Origin of the sequence: Pantoea sp. K16, assembly GCF_048452805.1 — a bacterium.
Classification (GTDB): Bacteria; Pseudomonadota; Gammaproteobacteria; order Enterobacterales; family Enterobacteriaceae; genus Pantoea; species Pantoea agglomerans.
On record NZ_JBLWNV010000019.1, the window covers coordinates 23,890 to 46,410 of the forward strand.

The 22,521-nt window shown below is 55.6% G+C and carries 24 protein-coding genes and 1 riboswitch; of the genes, 12 read left to right on the forward strand and 12 right to left on the reverse strand.

Annotated elements, in window-relative coordinates; translation table 11 throughout:
- Window positions 1-42: 42 nt before the first annotated feature.
- Entirely contained in the window at window positions 43-1,659 is a 1,617-nt protein-coding gene (mqo, locus tag ACK13D_RS20535) for a malate dehydrogenase (quinone) (protein WP_089414961.1), read from the reverse strand.
- 511 nt (window positions 1,660-2,170) lie between these two features.
- Window positions 2,171-2,626 (reverse strand): carboxymuconolactone decarboxylase family protein, encoded by a 456-nt coding sequence (locus ACK13D_RS20540; RefSeq protein WP_346447929.1) that lies wholly within the window; start codon window positions 2,624-2,626, stop codon window positions 2,171-2,173.
- 59 nt (window positions 2,627-2,685) lie between these two features.
- On the opposite strand from ACK13D_RS20540, the gene pdxR reads away from it, so the two are divergent.
- Window positions 2,686-4,122 (forward strand): MocR-like pyridoxine biosynthesis transcription factor PdxR, encoded by a 1,437-nt coding sequence (pdxR, locus tag ACK13D_RS20545; protein WP_089414962.1) that lies wholly within the window; start codon window positions 2,686-2,688, stop codon window positions 4,120-4,122.
- On the opposite strand, the gene ACK13D_RS20550 is transcribed toward pdxR, so the two are convergent.
- Complete coding sequence (locus ACK13D_RS20550) at window positions 4,112-4,354, reverse strand: DUF1158 domain-containing protein (RefSeq protein ID WP_010253517.1); 243 nt, start codon at window positions 4,352-4,354, stop codon at window positions 4,112-4,114. The genes pdxR and ACK13D_RS20550 overlap by 11 nt on opposite strands.
- A 316-nt stretch (window positions 4,355-4,670) precedes the next feature.
- Here ACK13D_RS20550 and mntP point away from each other — a divergent pair, with 316 nt between their 5' ends.
- Window positions 4,671-5,246 carry a manganese efflux pump MntP gene (mntP, locus tag ACK13D_RS20555; protein WP_010253515.1) on the forward strand — a complete coding sequence of 192 codons (576 nt, stop codon included), beginning with the start codon at window positions 4,671-4,673 and terminating at the stop codon, window positions 5,244-5,246.
- A 117-nt stretch (window positions 5,247-5,363) separates the two neighbouring features.
- Window positions 5,364-5,441: a stress response protein AzuC gene (gene azuC, locus ACK13D_RS20560; protein WP_111534772.1), complete on the forward strand. Its 78-nt coding sequence runs from the start codon at window positions 5,364-5,366 to the stop codon at window positions 5,439-5,441.
- A gap of 323 nt (window positions 5,442-5,764) precedes the next feature.
- On the opposite strand, the gene ACK13D_RS20565 is transcribed toward azuC, so the two are convergent.
- Window positions 5,765-6,670: a LysR family transcriptional regulator gene (locus tag ACK13D_RS20565; protein WP_033781012.1), complete on the reverse strand. Its 906-nt coding sequence runs from the start codon at window positions 6,668-6,670 to the stop codon at window positions 5,765-5,767.
- 168 nt (window positions 6,671-6,838) lie between these two features.
- Here ACK13D_RS20565 and ACK13D_RS20570 point away from each other — a divergent pair, with 168 nt between their 5' ends.
- Window positions 6,839-7,852 carry a zinc-dependent alcohol dehydrogenase family protein gene (locus tag ACK13D_RS20570; RefSeq protein ID WP_022623962.1) on the forward strand — a complete coding sequence of 338 codons (1,014 nt, stop codon included), beginning with the start codon at window positions 6,839-6,841 and terminating at the stop codon, window positions 7,850-7,852.
- Window positions 7,853-8,068: 216 nt separating this feature from the next.
- On the opposite strand, the gene ACK13D_RS20575 is transcribed toward ACK13D_RS20570, so the two are convergent.
- The gene (locus ACK13D_RS20575; protein WP_033766567.1) at window positions 8,069-8,971 is read right to left on the reverse strand and encodes a LysR family transcriptional regulator; all 903 of its coding nucleotides are present in this window, start codon (window positions 8,969-8,971) and stop codon (window positions 8,069-8,071) included.
- A 128-nt stretch (window positions 8,972-9,099) separates the two neighbouring features.
- Here ACK13D_RS20575 and ACK13D_RS20580 point away from each other — a divergent pair, with 128 nt between their 5' ends.
- From ACK13D_RS20580 to cspE, 3 genes are all read left to right on the forward strand, one after another.
- Window positions 9,100-9,363, forward strand: coding sequence for a DUF2798 domain-containing protein (locus tag ACK13D_RS20580; protein WP_010253502.1), 264 nt, complete (start codon window positions 9,100-9,102; stop codon window positions 9,361-9,363).
- Between the two features lie 171 nt (window positions 9,364-9,534).
- On the forward strand, window positions 9,535-9,675 hold the full coding sequence (locus ACK13D_RS20585) for a hypothetical protein (protein ID WP_176442701.1): 141 nt from the start codon (window positions 9,535-9,537) through the stop codon (window positions 9,673-9,675).
- A 346-nt stretch (window positions 9,676-10,021) separates the two neighbouring features.
- A complete protein-coding gene (gene cspE, locus ACK13D_RS20590; protein ID WP_010671477.1) occupies window positions 10,022-10,234 on the forward strand; it encodes a transcription antiterminator/RNA stability regulator CspE in 213 nt (70 codons plus the stop codon).
- 181 nt (window positions 10,235-10,415) lie between these two features.
- On the opposite strand, the gene ACK13D_RS20595 is transcribed toward cspE, so the two are convergent.
- Window positions 10,416-11,192, reverse strand: a complete 777-nt coding sequence (locus tag ACK13D_RS20595; protein WP_418797007.1) for a nucleotidyltransferase domain-containing protein — start codon at window positions 11,190-11,192, stop codon at window positions 10,416-10,418.
- A gap of 300 nt (window positions 11,193-11,492) precedes the next feature.
- On the opposite strand from ACK13D_RS20595, the gene ACK13D_RS20600 reads away from it, so the two are divergent.
- Window positions 11,493-12,404 (forward strand): alpha/beta fold hydrolase, encoded by a 912-nt coding sequence (locus tag ACK13D_RS20600; protein WP_187515394.1) that lies wholly within the window; start codon window positions 11,493-11,495, stop codon window positions 12,402-12,404.
- Window positions 12,397-13,788, forward strand: coding sequence for a hypothetical protein (locus ACK13D_RS20605; RefSeq protein WP_418797008.1), 1,392 nt, complete (start codon window positions 12,397-12,399; stop codon window positions 13,786-13,788). Before ACK13D_RS20600 ends, ACK13D_RS20605 begins: the two co-directional genes overlap by 8 nt.
- A 21-nt stretch (window positions 13,789-13,809) precedes the next feature.
- Here ACK13D_RS20605 and ACK13D_RS20610 read toward each other — a convergent pair whose 3' ends face one another.
- Together ACK13D_RS20610 and ACK13D_RS20615 are read right to left on the reverse strand one after the other, a co-directional pair.
- The gene (locus ACK13D_RS20610) at window positions 13,810-15,162 is read right to left on the reverse strand and encodes an MFS transporter (RefSeq protein WP_010671480.1); all 1,353 of its coding nucleotides are present in this window, start codon (window positions 15,160-15,162) and stop codon (window positions 13,810-13,812) included.
- Between the two features lie 170 nt (window positions 15,163-15,332).
- On the reverse strand, window positions 15,333-16,235 hold the full coding sequence (locus ACK13D_RS20615) for a GntR family transcriptional regulator (RefSeq protein WP_010671481.1): 903 nt from the start codon (window positions 16,233-16,235) through the stop codon (window positions 15,333-15,335).
- A 137-nt stretch (window positions 16,236-16,372) separates the two neighbouring features.
- Here ACK13D_RS20615 and ACK13D_RS20620 point away from each other — a divergent pair, with 137 nt between their 5' ends.
- Window positions 16,373-17,401, forward strand: coding sequence for a zinc-binding alcohol dehydrogenase family protein (locus ACK13D_RS20620; RefSeq protein WP_033780926.1), 1,029 nt, complete (start codon window positions 16,373-16,375; stop codon window positions 17,399-17,401).
- A gap of 23 nt (window positions 17,402-17,424) precedes the next feature.
- Here the strand turns inward: ACK13D_RS20620 and ACK13D_RS20625 are convergent, their stop codons facing one another.
- Window positions 17,425-18,345, reverse strand: a complete 921-nt coding sequence (locus tag ACK13D_RS20625; RefSeq protein WP_060681270.1) for a nucleoside hydrolase — start codon at window positions 18,343-18,345, stop codon at window positions 17,425-17,427.
- A gap of 117 nt (window positions 18,346-18,462) precedes the next feature.
- Window positions 18,463-18,538: riboswitch (Fluoride riboswitch) on the forward strand.
- A gap of 88 nt (window positions 18,539-18,626) precedes the next feature.
- Here ACK13D_RS20625 and crcB point away from each other — a divergent pair.
- Both crcB and ACK13D_RS20635 read left to right on the forward strand, forming a co-directional pair.
- Window positions 18,627-19,004 (forward strand): fluoride efflux transporter CrcB, encoded by a 378-nt coding sequence (gene crcB, locus ACK13D_RS20630; RefSeq protein WP_031593044.1) that lies wholly within the window; start codon window positions 18,627-18,629, stop codon window positions 19,002-19,004.
- Window positions 19,005-19,136: 132 nt separating this feature from the next.
- Window positions 19,137-19,952, forward strand: coding sequence for a sugar phosphate isomerase/epimerase family protein (locus tag ACK13D_RS20635; protein ID WP_418797009.1), 816 nt, complete (start codon window positions 19,137-19,139; stop codon window positions 19,950-19,952).
- Here the strand turns inward: ACK13D_RS20635 and ACK13D_RS20640 are convergent.
- The 3 genes from ACK13D_RS20640 to ACK13D_RS20650 form a co-directional block, all read right to left on the reverse strand.
- Complete coding sequence (locus tag ACK13D_RS20640) at window positions 19,949-20,554, reverse strand: alpha/beta hydrolase (RefSeq protein WP_033773107.1); 606 nt, start codon at window positions 20,552-20,554, stop codon at window positions 19,949-19,951. The genes ACK13D_RS20635 and ACK13D_RS20640 overlap by 4 nt on opposite strands.
- 10 nt (window positions 20,555-20,564) lie before the next feature.
- Window positions 20,565-21,506, reverse strand: coding sequence for a glutathione S-transferase family protein (locus ACK13D_RS20645; RefSeq protein ID WP_122889834.1), 942 nt, complete (start codon window positions 21,504-21,506; stop codon window positions 20,565-20,567).
- A 98-nt stretch (window positions 21,507-21,604) separates the two neighbouring features.
- Window positions 21,605-22,510, reverse strand: coding sequence for a LysR family transcriptional regulator (locus tag ACK13D_RS20650; protein WP_045139531.1), 906 nt, complete (start codon window positions 22,508-22,510; stop codon window positions 21,605-21,607).
- Window positions 22,511-22,521 lie beyond the last annotated feature (11 nt).

Genomic DNA, 22,521 nt, shown 5'->3' on the forward strand with positions numbered 1-22,521 from the left:
AAAGGCCCCGCAGTGCGGAGCCTTTTTATCAATGGCGCTGAATTATTTGCCGACGACGAACGCGGTTTCCCGTCCTTCATCGTTTGCCGCCATCGGGGTAACCGGCGAATAGTCGAGCTGCAGAATCCGGCTGGTTTCGGCTAACACTTTCTCTGTCAGCGCTACGTCGCCGTTCAGCTTACGTCCCCAGGATGGGATCACCGCACGGATTTTGTTCTGCCATTCCGGCGAAGCCATCTGCTCAGGACAAACCTTGTGCAGCAGCTCCAGCATGATCGGTGCCGCCGTAGAGGCGCCAGGCGATGCACCCAGCAGTGCTGAAATCGAGCCATCCTGTGAGGCGACCACTTCGGTGCCCAGGCGTAACACGGCGCCCTCTTTCTCATCTTTCTTGATGATCTGCACACGCTGACCGGCAGTCACTAAGCGCCAGTCCTCCTGCTTCGCCTGCGGCACATAGGCGCGCAGGGCGTCCATCCGGTCGCGATCGCTTTGCAGCACCTGATCCATCAGGTATTTCACCAGATCAAAACTTTTCAGCCCCACTTTCACCATCGGCAGCATATTGCTGCTGTTCAGTGAGGTGAACATATCCATCAGCGAACCCTGCTTCAGGAACTTAGTCGAGAAGGTGGCGAACGGGCCAAACAGCAGCACCTGCTTGCCATCCAGCACGCGGGTGTCGACGTGCGGCACGGACATCGGTGGCGCACCGACGCTGGCTTTGCCATAGACCTTGGCCATGTGCTGCGCGACGACCTGCGGATTTTCCGTTACCAGGAATGAACCGCCCACCGGGAAGCCAGCGTAACCGTTGGCTTCCGGGATGCCAGCCTTCTGCAACAGCGGTAACGCTGCGCCGCCAGCACCGATAAATATTCTACCCGCCGTCAGTGTGCGACGCGTGCCGCTGTTCAGACACTGCAGCGTCACCTGCCAGCGACCGTCGGCGAGCTGCTTCAGCTCACGCACTTCCTGGCGCAGACGCAGCTGGAAATTCGCTCTCTTCTCTAATGAGGCGATCAGCTGACGGGTGATTTCACCGAAGTTCACATCGGTGCCCATCTCCGTCCAGGTCGCGGCCACTTTCTGGCTGCGGTCACGGCCATTCATCACCAGCGGGATCCAGCGGGCAATCTGCTGCGGATCTTCGGAGTAGGCCATGCCACGGAACAGGGTACTTTTCTGCAGCGCCTTAAAGCGCTTGCGCAGGAAGTCGACATTGTCGTCACCCCAGACAAAGCTCATGTGCGGCGTGCTATGAATAAAGCTTTTAGGGTTGCGCAGGTTGCCTTTCTGAACCTGATAAGCCCAGAACTGGCGGGAAATCTGGAACGATTCGTTGATCGTTACCGCTTTAGAGATGTCGATGCTGCCATCCGCCTGCTGAGGCGTATAGTTCAGCTCTGCCAGCGCCGCATGACCGGTGCCCGCGTTATTCCAGCCGTTGGACGACTCTTCGGCCACGCTATCCAGCCGCTCCACCATTTCGATGGACCAGTCCGGCTCTAAATCCTGCAGCCACGCGCCGAGGGTGGCGCTCATCACACCTGCGCCAATCAGCAGCACGTCAACGTCTTTGCGCTCCTGCGCGGTAATAGTGGTGTCCTTTGCCATGGCACTCATCGCGAGCGCAAGGTTTACAGCTGAATTGCACATGAGGCGACATCTCCTCTTCTGTTGACCTGAAGCCCAACAGTTTTGCAGGCGAAATAGTCACGCTTCTTACGAGCGCGTTGCGCTATTTCTCAAAGGTTAAGTCTCAGGTATAGGGTTAAAGCGGTAATAACGCGTTAACTGCACGTTATGCTTTGTCATCTGAATATAACATTCTCGCATCTGAATTAAACATTTGTTTATTTTTTAAATGCAGAAATGATTCAGCATAAGAATTAATCATCAGGGCCAGCGGCGTATTAGGGTTTTTTTAGTGTGAAGTCAGTGGGTTAACGGAAATGGCATGTTGCTGAAAAGCCCCGTGCTGGTGCAACGACGGAATGGATATGCACCGTGCGGAATTATTTAATCCGCTGAAATTTAGCGATTTATTATGCAGTAAGGAATAACGGGAATCGGGGGAAGAGAGGCTGAAAGGCTGCTTGTGTAAAAATAATGTTACATTTTTGTGAGTCTGAAAATGCGTGCACACCGGCGCACGCATCGGATTCACTTATGACTGACTGGCGCTGGCGGGCAACTTTTTCAGACTTATCGCCATGCGGTTGTAGGTGTTCATCAGACCAATCGCGATGTTCAGATCGACAATCTCTTTTTCACTGAAGTGCGCTTTCAGTGCGGTATAGCGGTCGTCTGGCGCGCCCTGCTGAGCAATCAGGGTCAGGCATTCAGCCCAGTACAGGGCAGCCTTCTCTTTATCACTGAACAGCGTACCGGATTCCTGCCAGACCGAGGTCAGCACGATCTTATCCCAGACCATGCCCGACTTATTCAGTGCTTTGGTATGTAAATCAATGCAGTAGGCACAGCCATTAATCTGCGATATGCGCAGGAACAGCAGTTCCAGTAAAGTGAGCGGCAGATCGGTTTGTGCCAGATAACTGTATACGCCGCCCAGCGCTTTCATGCCTGCCGGTGCTGCACTGTGAAAATCGATACGTTCGCTCATCTTATTGCCTCATTCAGGGTTGATAAGGCGATTTTCAGCCTTTCAATGGAGCAGATAAAGTGCCAAAAAATGAGAGTCTGACTGGTCCATCGCCGCTTTCCACGCTGACACTGCAGCGCGGCGCGTCACGTGGCCTCAGTGAACAACTGCGCCAGCTGATCGAACAGGCGATTGGTGAAGGACGTTTACAACCTGGCGCACGTCTGCCTTCTTGCCGCGATCTGGCCGCTCAGCTCGGCGTGGCGCGTGGCACCGTTCGCGCCAGTTATGACATGCTGGTTGATGGTCAGTTTCTGCAGGCCAGAGGCGCGGCGGGTACCTTCGTCAGCCCATTACCGCCGTTAAAACCGGTCAATGCCGAGGCTGAACGCCAGCTGCTGGAGGGTGCAGAGGAGTATGAAGCGCCACCGCTGACCTTCCAGATGGGCATTCCTGCCAGCGATGCATTCCCGGCCAAAGTCTGGCTGCGCATTCTGCAGCGTCAGACGCGCATGCAGGTCAGCAGACCGGCCAGCTATCCCGATCCCCGCGGCAGCTTAGCGTTGCGGCAGGCGCTGGTGGCCTACCTGGCGGTGGCACGCGGCCTGCGCTGTCAGGCGGACCAGATTATTATTACCAGCGGCTATGCTGGCGCAATGGGACTGATTGGGCTGGCGATGAATTTTCAGGGTAAAACAGCATGGCTGGAAGATCCCGGATTCTGGGTGGCGCGTCGCGCGGTTGAAGCGCTGCACGTCACGCCGGTTGCCGTGCCGGTTGATGCCGAAGGGTTGCAGGTTGAGGCCGGGATTGCCCGCGCGCCGGATGCCGCTTTTGCGCTGGTCACACCGGGACAGCAGGCGCCGCTTGGCATGACGATGAGCCTGGCACGCCGCCATGAATTGCTTAACTGGGCCAGCCGCGCGGAGCGCTGGATTATCGAAGATGACTATCTCGGCGAGCTTCAGCCCGGCACCCGCGCCGCGCCGGCACTGGCCGCGCTCGACAGCCAGGGGCGGGTGTTGCACATCGGCACGTTCAGCAAGACGCTGACGCCGCAACTGCGTCTCGGTTTTATGGTGGTGCCACCCGCGCTGACGGCCCGGTTCGGTGAGGTCTGCGCGTTGCTTTCGCCTGCCTCCTCCGGATTGCTGCACAACGCGGTGGCGGAATTTCTGCGGGATGGCCACTTTATGCGGCATCTGCGGCGCATGAAGCGCGTCTATCATGAGCGGCTGGAGCAGATGATCGCGGCGCTGCATCCTCACTTTCCTGACCTGCAACGCGCCGGGCTGGCGGTGATTGTCCGTTTACCCGCCGGTTCACCGGATCAGGTGATTGCGCAGCAGGCGGTGGAGTGGGGCATGGCGCCGTCACCGCTGTCGATCTGGTATCAGCAGGCGGATCAGCGCGGTGCGGGCCTGCTGCTGGGGGCGGCACATCTGCCACGTGAAGGTTATGCGCGCAGTGCCGAAAGGCTAAAGGCGCTGGTCGATGCGCAGGCGGTCAGCCCCTGAACCAGCGACGCCAGACAAAACGGATAACAAAAAACTCCAGTGCGCCCAGCAGCAAAAACCAGACGCAAAACACCACCGTGTAGAGCTGATTCAGGTCCTGCAAATGGAACATCTGCAACAGATGCTGCGCCACCGTCACGCTAAAGGCGGGCGCGGGCAGCAGCAGCGCCGAGAGAAAGCCCAGCAGTAAAATGCCACCAGGCACGATCAACGTTTCAAAAGGGTTATTCATAACCGGTATCCCATATTTATCAGCCCGGCATTTTCCGGTAAACGGCGACACGGTTCAATGGTGGCGCGCTGCTTCGTGCGCATCCGGCATGCTACATGGCCAGAGGAATGGTCAGAAAATGCTTTGCTACCATCGACTTAGCGCGATTCATAGCGGATGATAAGAGTTATAGCCTTTGCTATACTTAAATCCCTGATTTTACTGTCTTTTTATCTTTGGGTTTGCATGGTAGACTGCGCCCACTTTTTCATAACTGAACACTTTGTGTGGTGAATTCAGCGTGAATTGCCGCTTTTTCGCCCCAGGTGAATAAATCATGACCTTTATTGCCACTTTAATTCTTGCGCTGGGCATGTCGATGGACGCGTTTGCTGCTGCTCTGGGCAAAGGTGCCACATTGCATCGTCCCGGTTTTAAAGAAGCGCTGCGTACCGGTCTGATTTTCGGCTCAATTGAAGCGCTGACGCCGCTGATTGGCTGGGCGCTTGGCCTGGCCGCCAGCCGTTACATCATGGCGTGGGATCACTGGGTTGCCTTCATCCTGCTGGCGTTTCTGGGTGGCCGTATGATGATGGAAGGCTTCCGTCAGACTGCTGTTGCAGAACCCTGTGAAGCCCCGCAAAGCCATGGCTTTATGGTACTGGCGACCACTGCGGTAGCGACCAGCCTGGATGCGCTGGCTGTCGGTGTGGGTCTGGCTTTCCTGCAGGTGAACATCATTACTACCGCGCTGACCATTGGTGCAGCCACTACGGTGATGGCGACGACTGGCGTATTAGTCGGGCGCTTTATCGGTCCGATTCTGGGCAAATGGGCGGAAGTGTTGGGTGGAGTAGTGCTGATTGCCGTCGGCTCTACCATTCTGTTGCAGCATCTCGGCTACACCGCGTAGGGCTTTTGCACATAAAACCGCCATTTTTGTGATCTGGTTCAAATTTATTTGCTGTTAAAACGCACAGGAGCTATACTTTTTCGGTATATGTTCAACTAAATTTGAATCAGGTGTTCCATGAAACGTATTTTTAAACACGTGTTCCGCGCTTACGTTGAGACGTTCAAACACGTACCGCCGGGTGCCATGTACTAAGCACCCCGCAAGAAACCCTCGATAATCGCGGTCAGGGATCGACCTGTGATTATCACCTTTTCTGCTTTTTCTGCTTTTTCTGCCTTTGCTTCTGCTGATTTAAACCCGCGTTTTTGCACTTCGGGTGCATCCTGTTTGTTGCAACTCCTCTCCTTCTGATTTTCCCGTTATGCGTCACTTTGAGCCAGAAAAGACGTTGCTGCAGTGATCTAATCTGCCCGGGAGATTTCCGGATGCCAGACAAAATGGCGGCATACCTTAAACAGGAAACAAGCACTTTTAATGGGTCACGGAATTGCCTGTGCCGAAACAAAGATTCACGGTTAACCCTGATGATTTTTCCTGAATATTTCAGTAAACCATTCGATAAAGACCCGGACCTTAGGCGGAAGATAGCGTCGGTCAGGGTAGAGTATAGAAACCGGTTTCGTCACAGTCGCATAACCCGATAATACTTCCTTCAGCTGGCCTGTTTCGAGGCAGGGCTTTAATGCCGTATATAATGCGTGAAGCATGCCGAGGCCCGCCACGCCACATGAAAGAAGGACGTCAGAATTGTTAACTCGTATGCTGCTTCCCGGATGCCGTGAAACAATTTCGCCATTCATGACAAATTTCCATTCCTGGATGTCCCGACTGTGTTCATTAAAAAAATAAATGGCTTTGTGATCTTTAAGGTCATCAGGCGTTAAAGGAGTGCCATATTTATCCAGATAAGAGGGTGCTGCACAGGTGACCATCTGCAGGCTGCCCATTCTGCGCGAAATAAAATTCGAATCAGCAAGCTCACCGAGACGAATAACACAGTCCACACCTTCTGTAATTAAATGGGTCAGGCGATCTGAAGCGGTTAAGACTATTTCAATTTCAGGATATAAAGCCTGAAACTCGCTTAATTGTGGGATCAGGATACTGTGCGCCAGCGCCAGTGGAACATCAATGCGCAGCTGGCCACGAGGTCGCTGATTTGAAGAGTAAGAAGCCATTATATCGCTGGCATCACTCAGCAGCGTTTTAGCCCGCTGATAAATTTCCTCCCCTTCAACGGTCACACTCAGACTGCGCGTTGTGCGGTGCAATAGCTTAACGCCAAGCTTGTCTTCCAGTTGTTGTACGGACTTACTGACCGCAGGGCGATGCAGCTGCAAAGCGTCAGCGGCCCGGGTGAAACTACGGAATTCAACGACGTGAACAAAAATATCCATCAATTCCAGCATGTTCGAGCGCATCATTTAACTCCGCAAAAAATATTCCTGCCGAAATAGTGTATTGCGGATTATATCTCATTCCGATTGTTTCTCCTGCAGTAACACTGAAGTCCTTTTACGTGGCTTTTTACGCCTGCCTGCTTTTTTTATCATCACTCTATTGGATGCATACACATGGGAAATGACAAAATGAAAGCATGGTTACTGAAAGATTTTGGACTTGAAAACTTAAAGCTTGAAGAGGTGGAAACGCCTGTACCCGGTCCGGGTGAACTTCTGGTTAAAGTTGGCGCGGTGTCTCTGAACTTCAGGGATAAGGCAATAGTAGAGGGCTTTTATGAGCCTCATCTGGTTCCAAAGCCACTGATTCCTGTCTCTGATGCCACAGGTACCGTTGTTGCCACGGGACAGGGTGTATCCCGTTTTAGCACGGGTGATCGCGTTAACTCGCATCTCTATTCACGCTGGTTAGAGGGTGAACCTGCAGCCGATGAGCCAGCATGGTGTATTGGAATGCCGTTACCCGGCGGGCTGGCTGAGTACATGATCATTCATGAGGACAGCGCAGTTAAAGCGCCTGACAGCATGACAGATGAAGAAGCCTCTACACTTCCCATCGCTGCACTTACGGCATGGTACTCGCTAATGGATATCGGCAATCTGCAACCCGGTCAGACCGTGCTCGTACAGGGAACCGGTGGTGTATCGGTCTTCGCTGCTCAGATAGCGCATGCCTATGGTGCACGTGTCATTGCCACCTCCAGTAACGATGCAAACCTTGAGCGCATTAAATCACTGGGAGCTGATGAAGGAATTAACTATAAAAAATACCCTGAGTGGGAAAGAAAAGTGCTTGAAATGACTGATGGTAAAGGCGCTGACGTAACGATAGATGTCGCCGGGGGCAATGGCATCAATCAGTCAATTGCTGCGACAAAAGTTGCCGGTACGATTGCTCAGGTAGGATTTCTGACCGGCCAGACAGCACAACTTGATTTGATGCCGTTAATTTTCCGTCAGACAAAAATCCGGGGCATTGCGGTTGCACCACGCTCCTCGTTTGATCGGATGAATCCGTTCCTCAATAAACATAATATCAAGCCCGTCATTGAACAGGTTTACAGCTTTAATGAGGCGGTTGAAGCCTTCCGGCATCTCTCCCGTGGTGCATTTGGCAAAATCGTCATCAGAATTAGTGACTGATAACGACTTTTTATTCCTCAATTCTGGCAGTTTTCACCGACTGCCAGATACTTTCGGATCCCATTCTCACCGCGTTAAACCCCTTCTCAAAGCGTACTTATATCCTTTCTGCACATCGTCAAAAGGGCCGCTTTTCGTATCACCACGACCGGCAGCGGTGAGTTACTTTTGCGGGTGGATAAGGGACAATTTTCGCCCGGCAAAAACGCTCCTGTCTTAAATCGCATCGGCCAAAAATTCAATAAATGTCCGTACTTTCGAATTGAGTGCCGAACGTTCGGTGACACAGGCATAGATATTCATCGGCAGGGACTCAATGGTGCTCTCGCCACTGTGACCTGACCAGGATAAAGGCCTTAACAGACCGCTGTCTATCAGTGGCTGAGCTACAAAGCTTGCCAGACGGGCAATGCCGCCGCCGTTTACGGCTATTCTGGCGATGATATCAATATCATCGCTGATAAAACTGGGGTTGAGTTTTGCATTAACAGGCTGTCCGTTGACCATAAATGTCCATGGCAGAAACCGTCTGTCGGTGGGATAGCGGAAAACCAGGCAGGCGTGCTGGCTAAGTTCTCCAGGCGTCTGAGGCGTACCAGCGCGATCAAGATAAGCGGGAGCCGCACAGAATATAAAGGGTAACGATGCAATTTTTCTGGCGATTAGTTGATCATTCAGCTGTGCTTCGATGCGGATACTGACATCGACGCCTTCCAGGCGATGATCGACGTTGCGATCGGTACTGATCAGTTCAATATCTATATCGGGGAAAGACGCTTTGAAAGCGGGCATAAGGGGAGCCAGAACGTACCGACCAAACGCGGCTGTCGTAGCGATACAAAGTGGCCCCTGTGGTTTGGTTTCATTCGCAGCAGCCTGAGAGGCGAGTTCGATATCATGTGGGATGTGACGGACTTTCTCGAAATAGCGTTTACCGTTTTCCGTTAAGGTCATGCTGCGGGTGGTGCGCGATAGCAGTCGCACGCCCAGATGCGCTTCAAGACGGGAAAGACTCTGGCTGACTGCTGCCGGACTCATACCTTTAGCGCGTGCCGCCGCTGCAATACTGCCGTTTTCCACCACGCGAATAAAAGTGCTAATCAGCCCTAAAATGTCCATCGTATCCTCAACCGTTAATTCGTCACTTTTACTTAATAATGATTAAAGCATAACCGCTCTACAACCCCCCGCATAAGCTTGTTAAGTTAGCCACAGTCTTATCTACTTTTGTTAAACAGGATATTCAGATGACTGATGCTGCAACAAAAAAAACCTTACGAACCCGCTTGCCGGTGCGCACGACACCTTACATATTTGCGCTTTATATGGCGATCATCATGGCGTTCCTGATGAGTCTGGTCATCACGTTAGCCGAATTCGGAATGGGGCCTCATTACATGACAAATGTGATGAATGCTTACCGGGTCGCCATGCCAGCGGCTTTCTTTTGCATACTGGTTGTCCGTCCTGTTGTTATCCGGCTCGTAGGATTGACCGTTCACGGTCACTGAGACAGTCAGCATGCCCAAAATGGGCGGACAGGTAGGGTTTAGCCCGCTTCTCGCTCATCGCGGCAGGCTGCTTCTGCACCAGAATGGAGGCGGGTGGCAAACCTCCAGCATTTCAGATGCAGGGTGAGGGCGGGCAGGTCGTCCGGATACTGACCGGTATCAGGATGAAAGATGCCGAAGAGCCGGGCGTACGATATGCAGCAGGTAAAGCTCACAGATGAAGAGGGCGGTGACAGCGCTTCGCTGGCCGTGCGGAAATTTTTAGGCGATGTGACATTACAGGCTCTGTTTATTGTTAAGCATCAACGTTAAATCGGCACCGTCATTATGACAGGATTAGCCTGCTCCTCTTCGCACACAGCGGAGCCTGAAGCACTTCCTGAGCAGTCAAAATAAAACAGCCATTCAGCCATCTGAGCGTTTAAATGGTTAAAATAAATAAACATATACATTGCTAAATTATTATCGCTATGTCTTAATGCGTCATCGGTTTGGAACACAGACCTTATGAAAGCAGTTTTAGTAAAGTAGTCCTCAGTTCAAGTGTTATCCACAGATATCCTTCTTCGAGAGCCTCCTCCTAAGTGCCCAATAAGTAAATCTCTAACTACAGGCCATCTTCGCCGCTCTTAGTGGCTAATCGATTAAGGAAATATCTATGTCTAACAAAATGACTGGTTTAGTAAAATGGTTTAACTCAGATAAAGGTTTTGGCTTTATCACTCCCGATGATGGCAGCAAAGATGTATTCGTGCATTTCTCTGCTATCCAGGGTGATAACTACAAAACGCTTGATGAAGGTCAGAAAGTCTCCTTCACCATTGAAAATGGCGCCAAAGGCCCTGCAGCTGGCAACGTCACAGCGCAGTAAGCCGCGCTCATTATCAGCGACGCTTACAATAGCGATGAAGACATAAGTCTGAGCAGATAAGCTCTGCTGATAATAAAAGAAACCCGCTCAGTGCGGGTTTTTTATTGCCTGAAATTCGCATCATCTCTGGTCCGTTGACCTGCTCCGCGTTTATCAGGCTACCCCGATGTTAATCCTCCCTTCATAAGCCCTGCCCGTTATGAAATGTTACGTTAAGCCATCGGGCAAAAGCCATAACGCGCCTTTTGAAATCAGCGATGCTCCCCTGAGGTGTATTACTGATTGCCAGCAAGTAATCCATTTCTTTTGCTAACGCTGGATATCGGGCATTGAATGTAAAGCGATACTCCTCGAGTGTTTCAGGCCACTGTTTGTCATGTTCACTGCGAAGAATATTGGTTGCTCTGATTGTCTTTCGTGCAGCAGCACGCTGTAGCTGCAACTTTTTATTTTCGTCAGCAGATAACTGCATTTGAGTTATTAATTTTTCCAGCACCGGCAGGAAGTCACCATTCACTGCTACAGCAATTTCTTTTGAAGGTTTAAATGCCTGGAATCGTTGACTCAGGTCCTCTCCGTAAACGCAGACACAGTGATGTTTGAGCCAGTATCCCCAGCTAAGCAGATTATCCGGATGCACTACCTGTTGTAACAGACCACAATCAAAATCGATTTTACTGAGAACAGGATTATTTTTTTCAAGTTTACGTTGTATTTCAGTAGTTTGCACTTTAGCCGCTTCGCCGGGATCAACGCTAAATATGACTGTCATATCCAGATCGGACTTCCCGATTTTTGCCCGGCCTTCAGCCACACTGCCATACAAATAAAGGCTATGTATAAGCTCAGGAAAACTTTGGATTAGCTTTGCCACGACCTGTGCAACAATATTCCGGAACTCTGGCTGCAATTTATTGGTTTCTGGCAGGGCAATAAAGCCGTTGTGATCGATTGCCACCCTGTATCCCTTTTAATGGCGTCATTCACCGGGTTAATAAGTCCTGGGAATCTGAGATTCTCATGGCGGATTAATTATATCTCTCATGTCCGCTTCTCGCTCACAGCGTACACACATCATTCACTGCCGTCATTGCCTTCCCGCTTACACCAGACACATCCCCCGCCAGAGTTCATCACCCGCAATGCCAGCGTCTTCTTAGGCGAAACCCCATACTTTTTCACACCATCGCGCGGATAACCCGCCTGCTGCCTGATCCCGACCTACACTGAATTATTCTCCCCAAACCAGGAGCAGCGGATGATCCAGAAGCATCGACGAAAACAGGCAGCGATTGTGGCAGGTGTTGGATTGGGTGTGGCGGCCACGTTATGGGGTATGAAACGCTGGCGGCAACTTAAGGAGACGCCGCCGGTGTCGCCGAACAGTCATCACGCCGGTCTGGCCGGTTATTATCAGCAGATTGGTGACTGGCGCATGTTTACCCGCGTTACGCCCAATGAGGATCAGGGACTGCCGGTCGTGTTAATCCACGGTCTGGTGATGTCGGGCCGGGCGATGGAGCCACTGGCGCTGGCGCTGGGGCGCGACTATCACGTGCTGGTGCCGGATCTGCCCGGTTTTGGCGCCAGCACACTGCCCCCTTCTGCGCCGATCATGTCGGTGGATCAGCTGGCGGATGCGCTGTGGCTGTGGTTACAGCATAACGGTTTCCAGCGCGCTATCTGGGTCGGCAATTCGTTTGGCTGCCAGATTCTGGCCGCGCTGGCGGTGAAACATCCACAGGCTGTGGCGGGACTGGTGCTGCAGGGGCCGACGGTCGATCGTCATGCCCGCAGTCTGCCGCGTCAGCTCTGGCGCGACTGGCGTAATGGCCGGCTGGAATCCCGTCGTCCACCGGGGCCACTGGCCCGAATCGATTACGCCAAAGCGGGCCTGCGGCGCGCCTTCGGTACCCTGCGCGCCATGATGCGCGACCGCATTGAGCATCGCCTTACTTACATTAACGCACCCACGTTGCTGCTGCGGGGCTCGCGCGATCCCGTCTGTCCGGCCCGCTGGCTGGATGAACTCGCCGCCCTGATGCCGCGCAGTGAACGACTGACATTACGCGACGGGACGCACACTTTGCACTACGTCTACCCGTGGAGTTTCTGTCACGCCATCCGCCCGTTCCTGGCACGTATCCAGCAGGAGGATCAACATGAGTAAACCACCAAGAGGGATTGCCCGCTTTGACTCTGCTGCTGCCATGCTGCTTGCGCTGGCCAATGCGCTGCACGACCGCCCCTTTGCCAGCCCCAGCCAGTCACCGACGCTGGATCGCCTGTTGCCCTCACTGAACCGGCTACCGACCGGGCTGCGTGAGTGGGGCTATGCGCTGGGCGGCATGGCAGAAGGCATCAGCCTGCGCCAGGCGGGTGAACTGGATGTGGAAGGGATCGCCGAATGGATGGTGAGTGAATACCCGCAACAGGATTATCCGGCGGCCTTTATCGGTTCATCGAACGGTGCACTGGTGCATCTGGCGGCGGCGATGGGTGTGCCCTGGTTGCCCCAGACTTTTCTTTGCCCGGTGCGGGCCGCGAATAACGATCCCGATGACGCACAGACCAGCTTTGAGCAGGGCAAAGAGATTGCTGCCGCGCTGCTGGCTGCCTGGCCCCGGCTGGCGGTGCACCATATGCAGGACCCGAATCAGGATCGGCTGATGCTCGATCAGATGCGCTACTTCCGGCTAAAACTGCGCGAACTGCCGCTGGCCTTCAACGAATTTCTGATGGGAAGTCTGCCCGCCGGATCAACGCTGTTTATCAATCACTGTACCCGACAGTGGCCGGTAACCCGCACCAGCGATCGCTCGTTTTTCCAGTTTGGTGCGCTCGGCGGCGCAACCGAAAAAGAGTACTTACAGGGCGGCCCGCGGGTGGCGGAATATCTGGCACGCTATGGCATCGATCGCGAGCGCTGGACGCCGCCGGCCATTACTGACCACGTGCCGGAAGCGGAGTGGGGACTGGATGGTTATCTGATTTCGCCGCTGAAAAAACTGGCGGAAGCTCAGAACTGGAAGCTGATGGAGATTCGTTATGAAGATCCGGAGGCGATGAGCTATGTGGTGGCAGAGATCTACCGCGACTGGTATCTGGCGGCGGGAATTTTACCGACCCGGCTGACGGTGGACAGCTTCCTGCTGATGGACCCGTGGTGCAGCATGCATCAGCACGCCATCCCGTTCTGGCTGGTCTTTTGCACCGAGCCTTCGGCCGCGGCCCTGCAACGCTTCCTGGAAAAACAGCCACCGTTCCGCAACATCGACATGATGCTCTTTTCTCACGGTACCGACAGCATCGGTCTGGCGGAGATTGACCGCTGGCGGGTGCTGCTCTCCCATGCACGTGATGAAGGCGTATTCATTGGCGTGGATGAAGAACGTTTCCCGCGTGATTTCGCGACGTTTGCCCGCTTCGACTCGGCGCTGCGTGAACGGGCACCGCTGTTACCGACTCCACCCGCGCTGAGCGCGGAGAAGGTGATGGCAGGTATTCAGCGGTATGGTGCAAAACATGGGGTCACCCTGACGGCGCTGACGTAGCAGTCGCGCCGTCAGCCGTGATTATTCGCCGTCGGTGATCGGCTGGCGCACCAGCAGCAGGTAGGCGAGTGCGCCAACCAGCGTCACGCAGGCACAAATCATCAGCGCCATGCTGAACGATTTGGTGGTGTCGAGCACCCAGCCGGTGATGACTGGCGCGAACGAGGCGAAGATAAAGCTGGCGAAGTTCTGGATGCTGCCGACAGACGCTGTCATACGGGCGGTGACGTTGGCGTGGATCAATCCCCAGCACGACGTTCCGGCGAAGTGGATACAGAACAGCGCCATCCCAATCAGCGTTACGGCGCTGGTGGTGTCGGTCGCGCGGGTTACCACGGCGGTAAAGCCGGCGGACAGCAGCATCCCGCTGACGATACAGACTTTGCGGGTTTTCACCGCGTTAAAGCCGCGACGTACCAGCGAGTCGACCACATAGCCATTCAGCAGCATGCCCGCCGCACCGAACAGGAACGGAATCGCTGCCAGCAGGCCGGTACTTTTAAGATCGAGATGATAGGTCGACTGCAGGTAGCCCGGCAGCCAGGCGATATAGAGCCAGGCGGTGTAGTTGATGCCGCTGAAGCCAATCATCATCCCCCACATGGTGCGCTGCTTAAACAGGCCGCGCCACTCTTTGAAGCTGATCGGCTCTTTACGCGAGGCGACGCTGCCCGCCTGCAAATAGTGGATCTCTTCAGCGCTCAGGGTGTTGTTGTCGCGGTCGCGGTAGATCATATACCAGCCGATAGCGAGGAACATGCCGAGGATACCGATCGTGACAAACATGCCACGCCAGCCCATCACCAGCATCATCGCCGCCAGAATCGGCGGAGCCACCGACAGTCCAATCATCGAAGCCGCATTGAACATCCCCATCGGCATGCCGCGATCTTTAATGTTGAACCAGTCGTTGATTACCTTCACGCCGCACGGGTTCATCGGCGCTTCACCAATGCCGAGGCCGATGCGCACCAGGATGAACTGGGTAAAGTTATGCACCAGGCCAGAGGCGGCCTGGAACAGCGACCAGATAAACATGCCAATGCCGAGCATAATGCGCGGCCCTTTACGATCCAGCAGCGCGCCGCACGGCAGTTGCGCCAGGCCGTAAGCCAGCGAAAAGGCGGAGAGCAGGAAGCCGATTTCGGTGGCGCTCAGCCCCATCTCCTCGCGGATGGTCATATTGGCGACTGACAGCGAGCTGCGATCCAGATAGTTGATGATGGCGGCGAACAGCAACAGCAGCATCGCCGTGATCTGAATCTTGCGGATACGCGGTGAACGCACCACGTCGCTACGCATCGGCACGAAATCCTGGTCTGATGGCGTGTCGCCAGCTGCGCTGTCGCGGCCGGTTACTGAAGTCTTTTCCATTGCACTCTCCCGAAACTGGGTACTTATCGTTATGGTGAGAAGGGGTCTGCGCGCAGCGGCAAAAGGCCGCCGTGACATTGCAGTCGAGACTAAGAGCAAAGGGTTAAGGATGTTGCAAAGATGTTTCTGAATCGTGCGGGAGCTAATGCTTTGTGGTTTTTAATCGGTTTTTAATTGTACTGACCGATTGAGCGCACCATCGAGGTTTTAGCGGTCGCCAGATGGTTATGTAATGCACAGAGGGCGTCGACATCCTGACGGCCAATCAGCGCGGTCAGAATCGCCATATGCTCCTCCAGCGCCACAATATTTCGCTGCTTGAGGTCGCTCTCGTCCCACTGATAATGCGAATGAAAGATCACCGAGATAATCTCCAGCGACTGATTGAAAAACGGGTTGTTGGCGGCGGATAAAATCAGCGAATGCATCTGACGATCCAGTGCGGCAAAGTGGCGATAGTTGCTGGCGATGGTGTCGCGCATCGATCGGTGACGATCCAGCAGATCCCGCGCCTGAACCCAGCGCTCGTCGCCTGCGGGCAGATTCAGGAAGCGGCTCAGGGCGTGGGTTTCCAGCATCTCGCGCAGTTCAAATAGCTTCTCGGCGTAATCCTGGGTGAATTTTTTCATCCGCCACTGGCCGCGTCTGACCGGCTCCAGCAGGTCATAGCGCATAAAGCGCAGCAGGAATTCGCGCACCACCACCGGACTGACTTTCACCTGCTGCGCCAGTTGCAGCTCGCTGAAGGTATCGCCGGGCACCAGCTGCCGCTGATTAATCATATTAAAAAACATCTGCTCAAAGTGGCTGGCCTGCTGCTCAATCGGCGGCGTTAACGCGCTAAAACCGTCATCTTCGCGCGGATCGCGCACGATAACCCAGGTTTGATCCACCTTATCCAGCACGCCGCACTGATGCAGATAGTGCAGGGTGTGGCGCACCGTAGTCCGGCTGATATTGAACATTTCCGCCAGTGCTGCCTGGGGCGGCAGCGGTGAACGAATGTGGTGCTGAGCGATGCTTTCCAGCATCTGGTTGATGACGTTCTGGCGCAAATTCTGGCTGCGGCTCATCTCACTCTCCGGTTTTTTATGCATTAAAAACCATTCAAAGCCCAAAAAAATCGCGGTGCTTCACACTTCCCGCAAACGAACACCGCAGCGCGTGCAGGATTCGCCATAACTGCCTGCAGGACAACCGGAGAATCACCATGACAACAATGAAAGCACTGGTCATCGCTGAACCACGTAAGATGGTATGGACCACCCGCGATATCCCCACGCCCGCCGCTGGCGAGGTAGTGATTAAAATCCTCACCGCGGGAATCTGCGGCACCGACATCCACGCCTGGTCCGGTAATCAGCCATTCTTCAGCTATCCACGGGTGCTGGGCCATGAAATCTGTGCCGAAGTCGTGGCGCCGGGAAGTGGTGCGGAGAGCTTTCAGCCGGGCCAGCGGGTGGCGTTAATGCCTTACATCTCCTGCCTGCGCTGTGACGCCTGCCAGAGCGGCAAGACCAACTGCTGTGAGCAGATCTCAGTGATTGGTGTGCATCAGGATGGCGGGTTCTGCGACTACCTGAGCGTGCCGGTCAGCACGCTGCTGGTGGTGGATGATGTCGCGCCGGAAGCGGCTGCGCTGATTGAGCCGTTTGCCATCAGCGCCCATGCAGTGCGTCGTGCCGCAATTGTGGCGGATGAGCAGGTGCTGGTGGTGGGTGCCGGACCGATTGGGCTGGGTGTTGCCGCTATCGCCGCCGCCAGCGGCGCGCAGGTGGTGGTGGCGGATACCAGCGAATTTCGTCGCCAGCATGTTGCTGACCAGCTCGGCCTGGCGACACTGAATCCGGCTGATGAAGCGTTTTACAGCGCGCTGCGCGAGGAGTTTGGTGGCCGTCTGGCGCTGAAGGTGATCGACGCCACCGGCAGCCCGGCGGCGATGAACAATGCGGTCAACCTGATGCGACACGGCGGCACGATCGTTTATGTCGGCCTGCACAAAGGCGATCTGGTGATCCCGGACAGTGAATTCCATAAAAAAGAGACCACCCTGATGGGCAGCCGCAACGCCACCCGTGAAGATTTCGATCGGGTGCGTGCGCTGATGGCCAGCGGCCAGCTGCGCGCCGAAATGATGCTGAATCACCATCTGGCCTTCTCCACGCTGGATGAAACCTTTGAGGCGCAAATCATCAACAACCGCGAGCTGATCAAAGGCGTGATTCATTTCGACCGGTAACGCGGCCAGTCGGTTCGCGTGGTTCAGGGCGCGGTGAGGGTCTGAAAGAAGTGCGCCCGCACCGCGTCAGCATCCACGCCAAGTGCGATACGCTGGGCGGGCAGGCCGTTAAAGGGGTCCTGGCGGGAGGCCAGCGCGCTCAGCTTACGCACCGTCTGACCGCAGGCGATGCCCTCCGTGATCACCCGAAGCGGGCTTTCGGTCAGGGTAAACGCCTGTGGCAGAGTGAGCCACGCCACCGCCAGGGTGTCGTGCAGCGCCATACCCTCGAATCCCTCTTTCTCCAGACTGTAAGCCAGGTAAGGGCGACAGATCGCACTCAGCACCGGCTGATTCAGACGCTGAACCTCATCGCCGCTGATCAGCACCTTGTGTGTGACATCCAGCGGGATCACCACCACGTTCAGCGCCGAGGCGAGCACCTGATCGGCAGCATGCGGATCTTTCCAGATATTAAATTCGCTGAAGGGCGTCACGTTGCCACTGTGCCCGTCGGTGCCAAATGCGCCGCCCATGATCACCAGCTCTTTTACCAGCGGAATAATATCCGGCGCCTGATTAATGGCCGTGGCGATATTGGTCAGCGGACCAATCGCCACCAGGGTGATCTGATGCGGCTGCGCCCGCACGCTGTCGATAATAAACTGCACCGCGCCCGGCGCCTGATCGCTGCAGGTATTATCAAACGCATCGCCCAGCCCATCTTCACCATGCAGTCTGGCAGGCGCAGAGGGTGGCAGCGCCAGCGGTCGTGAACAGCCGCGATAGACCTCCGCGTTAATCGCCATTTTCCCGCAAAACAGTCGGGCGTTTTTCACCGCCTGACCCACTGCCACGTTGCCGAAGACCGTGGTAATCCCCAGCAGATGCTGCGTCCGCGCCGCATAGGCCAGCGCAAAGGCGTCATCCACGCCGATATCGGTATCAAAAATCAGGGTACGCATAGGGTCTCCGCAACAGGCTGTAAACCATCAGCATTACTCCGTCTGTGGCGTGCGCGTCAAGGTTTTCAGCCGCCATGACCTCACTGTTGCCAGCCTGAAACGGGCGTCGTATTATCACCGGCTCAAGGTGATGGCGTGCCACCTTTCCCAACCGCCGGTGGGCTTTACACCGGCTGATGACGCCTGACACTCAATCCTTTCGCGGGAGCTGAGGTGTCAGGCGCAGTTTATCTCTGCCTTTCCCCCTCAGCCCGGCGTCAATCTGCAATCAGGAGCAAGACATGTTGAAACCGTTATTGGCTGTGATGATCGGCGGCTCTGCCGGCTGTGTACTGCGCTGGCTCTTTGCGATGCGCTTTAATGCGCTCTTTCCCAATCTGCCGCCGGGCACGCTGCTGGTGAATCTGATCGGCGGTCTGGTGATCGGCGGCGCGATGGCCTGGTTTGTTCGCCATCCCGATATCGACCCGATCTGGAAACTGCTGATCGTCACCGGACTGTGCGGCGGGCTGACCACCTTCTCCTCTTTCACGGCGGAATTAATGGGGTTGCTACAATCAGGGAACTATCTCTGGGCGATGACCAGCGCGCTGGTGCATGTGATCGGTTCGCTGCTGATGGCGTTTGCCGGTTTCGCACTGGTTACGATGCTGGGCTGATCCGGCTAAGCGGCGCTTGTCATACTCCTTAAGAGGTAGATACTGTTTCAGGTTTTACGCCCGACCATCCTGCATGAACGGGCACAGAAGCTGAACGTCACCGATTATTCCGGACGATTAAGGAGCCGAGCAATGCGAACTAACCCCACATTCCTTAACCTGGTGCTGTTAAGCGGTGAACCCGGCCAGAAACTTCAGGCGGCGCGTGACGCCGGTTTCGATCAGGTGGAGATCTGGCGCGAGGATGTCGAGGCGTGCGAGGGCGGCGCGGCGGCACTGGCTGAGATCGCTGCCCGGCAGGGACCTGGCTTTACCAATCTCCAGGTGCTGCGCGATTTCACCGGGGCACCCAGTGCGTTGCGCGGACAGAAGCGCGAAGAGCTGCGCCAGTTTATTCAGATTGCCCAGGCGCTGGGCTGCGACACCATTCAGGCGCCGGCCAGCACCCGTGAGGATTGCTGCGCCGACCAGATTGATGATGACCTGCGCTGGATGGCCTCTGAAGCTGCGCGCTACAACATGCGCATTATGTATGAGCCGATGGCCTGGTGCAGCGTGGATAACACGCTGCCGCTGGCGTGGCAGCGATTGCAGCGGCTCGATCAGCCCAATATCGGGCTGGTGGTCGATCTGTTTCATATCTGCGCACTGGGCGGCGACGCCTCGCAGCTGGACGGCATTCCTGCCGATCGCATTTATGAAGTGCAGCTGTGTGATATGGCCGCCGTTCCCGCGCAGGATAAACAGAGCCTGATGGCGATGGCGAAGCACCAGCGTCTGCTGCCCGGCGATGGCATTATCGACATTGAACGCTTTGTCGATAAGCTCAAAAGCGCGGGCTATCAGGGGCCGGTGGGCATTGAAGTCTTTAATGATGCGCTGAAACGCCTGCCGCCTGACGTGGGTGCACGTCATGCCTGGCAGGCATTAAAGCGCTGCTGGGGTTAATCCTGTAAGCACTGCCCGATAAACGCGGCGGCGTGCATGGCACCCTGAGCGGAGATGGTGTGGCCGGTGGCGGGTTCAAATCGCGCTTCTACCGGCACCAATGCGGCCCTGAGTCGTGCTGCGGCAGATTCGCTCTCCTGCCACGGAATCACCTCATCGGCCTGGCCGTGGATCAGCAGCGCGGGCAGATGAGGCTGTGGCGTCAGTTCACCGTCAACCGCCAGACGACCCGAAAAGGCGACCACGCCCGCCAGCGGATAACGGCCAGATGCCAGCGCATCCAGCGCCATGATCGACCCCTGTGAAAAGCCGACCAGCACCACATCCTGCCAGCGGTCGGCGAAGCCGTGCTGTGCGATAACGTCGCTGAGGGTCGCGTCAAACGCCGCCCGCGCGGCCCGTACCCGACCTGGCCGGTTCTCTGGCGTCACCTCCTCCAGGCTGAACCACTGCCAGCCAAAACCGGCGGTAAAACGTTCGGGCGCATTGGGTGAGGCAAAAATCACATCCGGCAACAGCGTCGCCCAGTGACGGCCAATCGGTGCCAGATCGTCGCCGTTACTGCCTACGCCATGCAGAAAAATCACCAGTGCTTTTGCCATTATTGCTCCTTTAAAGACCGTACTCACTCAGATCCGGGCCTGCCGGAACGATCCCGTTCGGGTTCAGTGCCTTGATTGAGTAGTAACCCTGTTTGATATGATCGATGCTGACCGTCTCACGCACGCCGGAGACTGACAGCATGCTCTTAAGATAGCGATTCAGCAGCGTATAGTCGCGTATCCGGCGCAGGTTGCATTTGAACAGGCCATGATAGGCGACGTCAAAGCGAATCAGGGTGACGAACAGGCGAATATCGGTTTCAGTCAGCCGTTCACCCAGCAGGAAGGTGCGTCCATCGCTGAGCAGGGCTTCCAGTTCGTCGAGCTGGCTGAAGACGTCATTAAATGCCTGCTGGTAGCTGATCGATGTGGTGGCGAACCCGGCGCGGTAAACGCCGTTATTCAGACGCGGATAAAGACTCTCATTCAGCGCATCAATCTCAGGGCGCAGCGCGGCGGGATAGAGGTCGATGCGGTTATCGGCCAGATCGCCAAAGCCGCTGTTGAACATACGCACAATGTCAGCGGACTCGTTGCTGACGATGGTGCCGGTTTTCTTGTCCCACAAGACCGGCACGGTGGCCCGGCCCGTGTAATCGGGCGCGACGCGGGTATAGATTTCATGCAGGTACTGCGCGTTATTCAGCGGGTCCTGCTGTGCGCCGGGGAAATTGCCAAAGCGCCAGCCCTGGGCACCGAGCTGCGGTTCAACCACCGTCACGCTAATCAGCGACTCCAGCCCTTTGAGCTTGCGGGCAATTAACGCGCGCGACGCCCACGGACAGATCAGCGCCACATAAAGATGGTAGCGATCCGCTTCTGCCGCAAATTCAGTGGAGCCATCGCTGCTGATAAAATGCCGGAAACCGGACGTCTGACGGACAAATCCACCCTGTTTATCGGTCGACTGCACCGGGTGCCAGTCACTACTCCATTTGCCTTCTACTAACATCGCGCGACTCCTCTGTAATGTGAGAAGCAGCTTAACTGATGACTAAACGGCTGATAATCCGGTCATAAAGACAATCATTTCTTCCATTCTGGAAGAAATTACGCGGGCGGAAAACGGGTAAAGTGACTCACCAGGAAGTCGATAAGCAGGCGCGCCCGGTGTGCCAGATGACGGGCGGGCGGATAAACCGCAAACAGGCCAAGCGGTGGCGTGTCGAAATTCTCCAGCAGCCGGACAATCTCACCGCGTTGCAGCGCGGGAGCCGCGATAAAACCGGGCAGCCGCGCAATGCCCAGTCCGGCCATCGCGGCCTGCAGGCAGGCTTCGGTGTTGGCGAAGCGCAGACGCCCGCGGACCGGTACGGTGATAATCTCGCTGCTGCCGCCGCCGCCGGCAAACGGCCAGTGCCAGGGATCGCGAAAATTGGTGTCGATGATGCACTGATGCTGGGGCATCTCGCGCCAGTGCTGCGGCGTGCCAAACTGCTCAAGATAGACCGGCGAGGCGGCGATGCGCACATGCACCTCACCCAGCTTGCGCGCGACCAGGCTGCTGTCGCTGAGGGTGCCGATACGGATCGCCATATCAAAGCCTTCATCGACGATGTTGACGGACCGGTCTGAAAAGCTGACATCCAGTTCAATCAGCGGATAGCGCCGGGCAAACGCCACCAGCACCTCAGACAACACCACAGTACCAAAGGAGCCGGGGGCGCTGATTTTCAGCCTGCCGGTAGGCGTCGTAGCGCTTTCACGCACGCTGGCATCCAGCGTCTCAAACGCATCAAGCAGATTTTTGACCCGCTCATAATAGCTGCGCCCGACATCGGTGGGCGACAGGGCGCGCGTGCTGCGCTTAAACAGCTGGACGCCGAGCCGCTGCTCCAGCTTTGAAACCAGCTTGGAAGCCTGACTGCTGCTGGTGCCGAGACGTAACGCCGCCGCAGAAAAGCTGCCGGTTTCCAGCACCGTGACAAACATCCGGTCACAATCGAGTCGATCCATGGCGGTGTCCT